This window comes from Mycobacterium sp. (assembly GCF_035623875.1).
Taxonomy (GTDB): Bacteria; Actinomycetota; Actinomycetes; order Mycobacteriales; family Mycobacteriaceae; genus Mycobacterium.
In genome coordinates, this window is record NZ_DASPSP010000326.1 from 1 (window position 1) to 3,352 (window position 3,352).

Genomic DNA, 3,352 nt, shown 5'->3' on the forward strand with positions numbered 1-3,352 from the left:
GGCATCGGTGGAGAACGCGTTGTGGCGTTGCGGCCGATTGAACGCGATCCGCAGCGTGTTGCCCTCGCGGTCGGCTTGCACCGGATCGGCGATGTCGGGCAAATGCGCCGGGCCACGGTCGGCCAGCCACCGGGCGAACTCCGGACCGCCCTGCAGTGTGGAGTAAGCAAGCGACTCGGTCAGCACGCCGGCCAGCGTCGAGCCGGCCGGATCCACCGACCGCAGCACGTCGTCACAGACCGCTGCGGCCAGCGGCCAGCGGTGCACCCGCGCGACCAGCTCGGCAATCGCCGACTCGATCGACGCGACGGTGATCGCCCGGCGGTCGTCGGTGTCGTCCTGGGTGAGGGTGAATGTCGCGTGCTGCAGCCAGAATTCGGATGCATGCGTAAGCGATCCGACGGCCACCACCGGGACGGCAGATGGCGCAGCGTCGACCTCCGAGACCGGCTCCGATACGTCGACGATGCGCAGCGTCACACCGAATACTTCTTGACCAGTTCGTTTTTGTACAACTTGCCCGTGTCGGTGCGCGGCAGCTGCGCTTCGAACGAGATAGATCGCGGACACTTGTAGTGCGCCAAGCGGTCTCGCAGCCAAGCCAGCAGGTCGTCGGCGAACTCGTCGGTGGCGTCGGCCGGATCGACGGTCTGCACCACCGCCTTGACGCTCTGGCCCATCTCGTCGTCGGGAATACCGAACACCGCCGCGTCCAGCACCTTCGGATGGGTGACCAGGACGTTCTCGGCCTCCTGCGGGTAAATGTTGACGCCGCCGGAGATGATCATGTGATGACGGCGGTCGGTGAGGTACAGGTAGCCATCGTCGTCGACGTAGCCGACGTCGCCGACGGTCGTCCAGCCGTGACCGTCGCGGGAGGCCGCAGTTTTCTCCGCGTCGTTGAGGTACTCGAAAGAGAATCCGCCCTCGAAGTAAATTTCTCCGGCTTGGCCCGGCGGCAACTCCTTGCCATGCTCGTCGAGGATGTGGATCTCGCAGAGCATCGGCTTGCCCACCGAGCCGGGATGCGCCAGCCACTCCTCGGCGGTGATCAACGTGGACCCGATCGCCTCGGAGGACGCGTAGTACTCGTCGACGATCGGCCCCCACCAGTCGATCAACTGTTTCTTGATCTCCACCGGGCACGGCGCGGCCGCGTGCATCACCCGCTGCAGGCTGGACAAGTCATACGAAATGCGGACGGAGTCAGGCAGTTTCAGCATCCGGGTGAACATGGCCGGCACGAACTGACCGTGCGTGACCCGGTAGCGCTGGATGGCCTCAAGACAGCCTTCGGGGTCGAACTTCTCTAGGACAACGGTCGTGATGCCACCGGCCTGAACGCTCATCGACCACACCGACGGCGCGGTGTGATACAGCGGCGCCGGGCTCAGATAGACCGCATCCGGGTGCATCCAGAATCCAACCAGCTCCGACATCATGCCGGGCGCCTCGGCGGGCGAAACGTGCGGCAATTCGCGTTTGATGCCCTTGGGCCGGCCGGTGGTGCCTGATGAGTACTGCAGCAGATCGCCTTCGCGTTCGTCGTCGATCGGCGTATCCGGTTGGTCGGCAACGCATTCGGGGTAGCGCTGCCAGCCGTCGAGGTCGGCCTCTTCGTCATCCAAGGCGATCAGTAGCGTCGCGGGCAGGCCACCGGGGAGGTGTTCGGCGAGGTTCTCGCACGTCTTGCGCAGCGCCGCCGAACCGATGATCGCCCTGGCGGCGCTGTTGTCGATAATGTAGGCGGCTTCTGGCGCGGTGAGGTGGGTGTTGATCGGCACGTAGTACAGGCCACTGCGCCGGGCTGCCCACATGACCGCGTGGATGTGCTCGTTGTTCTCCATGAGGATCGCGACGGCGTCACCTTCGACCAGACCGGCCCGGCGGAAGTAGTGCGCCAGCCGGTTGGCGCGGGCTTCCAGTTCGTTGAAGGTGACGACAGTGCCGGACGGATGAAGGACGACAGCGGGCTTGTCGGCGCCGAGATGCTCACGGATCTGCATGCGCAGACTGTACCGCCGCCAAACTTGACAGGTGTCAAGGGCCTGGGTCAACTACCGATCGTGCGTGCCTGTTCGGCCAGCTGATGCGGGTGTCCGCCGTAAATCTTTGCCCGACCGGCGAACGGTGCCAACAGCGTTGGCGCCAGCTGCCGGCGATTAACGACGACCGCGACGACAGCCACCGCTACATAGACGGCACTCAGCAGCACGCGGCCCTCGGTCGAGGTGATCGGGAACTGCACGACGAACAAGCCGAGCAGCGCCCAGGCCGCCCACCGGCGGAACCGTAGGCCGAGGATCAGCGCCACGCCCATCACTGTCTGCACGGCGGTCAGGACCATCTCTTCGATCTGGCGGCCGTCCAGTTGAATCGACGAGCCCCCTCCGCCGAGCACGAAGGCCACCGGCAACGACCCGACCAGCAGGGTCCATTGGTTGACCTTCGACGAGATCAACGTCGCGATCGCGATCGCGCCCTTGCCTCTGGCCGCGAAGATGGTGGCGATGATGAACTCCGGTGCCTCCGAGGACAGCGGCGCCAGCCACTGCACCAGCAGGAAGCGATCGATGCCCAGCTGCGTGCCAGCGTCGATCAGGCTCTCGGCGAACGGTTTTGCACACGTCACAATCACCGACGCGGCGAAGATGAACAGCGCCGACACCACGATGCGGCGGGTCCGGTCCGGAAGTGCTCCCAGCGCCGCGGCCGTGCCGACCAACTCGGGTTCCTCGACCTCGCCGCGGCTCAGCTTGTACAGGTAGTAACCAAACCAGGCAAGCAATATCACCCCGAAAGCAATGTGGATGCGGCCGGTCGCGGGTATCAGAAAGGCGGCTACCCCGGCGAACATCAGAAAGCCGATCTCCACCCGGTTGCTCATGTCGAGATCCAGTGCGCCGACTCTGCGGCCGGTGGACCGGCGTGCCACCAGCACGCTGATCAAAACGACGACCGGCCAACCGAGACCCATCAGCAGCCGATTCGAGCCCGTCATGTTCGCGGCGGCGTACTGGGTGTACTCGGGCACATGGCCCGCGGTATAGGCGTAATACAGGTCGACCGCGTACTCCGGAAGGACCGCGATGACCCCCAGCACCGCGACCGCCAGACCACCCGAGACGTCGACCTGGGCAGCTTCCGCGGCCCACGCCAGCAGGAAGCTGGCCGCCACGACGGCGGCTCCGTAGGTAATCAGGCCCAGGATCGGACTTGGGTGGAGGCCGATGACGCGCACCACCAGGGCCGGGCAGACGATGACGGCGACGATCGCCAGTGGGCGAAACAACGACCGCGACGGCGCAGCTGCGGTAACGGGGCCTGGGGCCGTGGTCGTCATCCTCCACCC

At 65.6% G+C, this 3,352-nt stretch carries 2 protein-coding genes and 1 pseudogene; all 3 read right to left on the reverse strand.

Annotation, left to right across the window (positions count from 1 at the left end; genetic code table 11):
• Positions 1 to 474, reverse strand: a pseudogene (locus VEI45_RS25920) (enoyl-CoA hydratase/isomerase family protein); the annotation flags it as partial.
• A gap of 2 nt (positions 475 to 476) precedes the next feature.
• Positions 477 to 2,006, reverse strand: coding sequence for a fatty-acid--CoA ligase FadD4 (gene fadD4 / locus VEI45_RS25925; protein WP_324857629.1), 1,530 nt, complete (start codon positions 2,004 to 2,006; stop codon positions 477 to 479).
• 47 nt (positions 2,007 to 2,053) lie between these two features.
• Positions 2,054 to 3,343 (reverse strand): sodium:proton exchanger, encoded by a 1,290-nt coding sequence (locus tag VEI45_RS25930; protein ID WP_324857631.1) that lies wholly within the window; start codon positions 3,341 to 3,343, stop codon positions 2,054 to 2,056.
• Positions 3,344 to 3,352: the final 9 nt, after the last annotated feature.

Coding starts and splice junctions, on each gene's coding strand:
- fadD4 (WP_324857629.1), bottom strand. CDS start 2,006: ATGCAGATCCGTGAGCATCTCGGCGCCGACAAGCCCGCTGTCGTCCTT.
- VEI45_RS25930 (WP_324857631.1), bottom strand. CDS start 3,343: ATGACGACCACGGCCCCAGGCCCCGTTACCGCAGCTGCGCCGTCGCGG.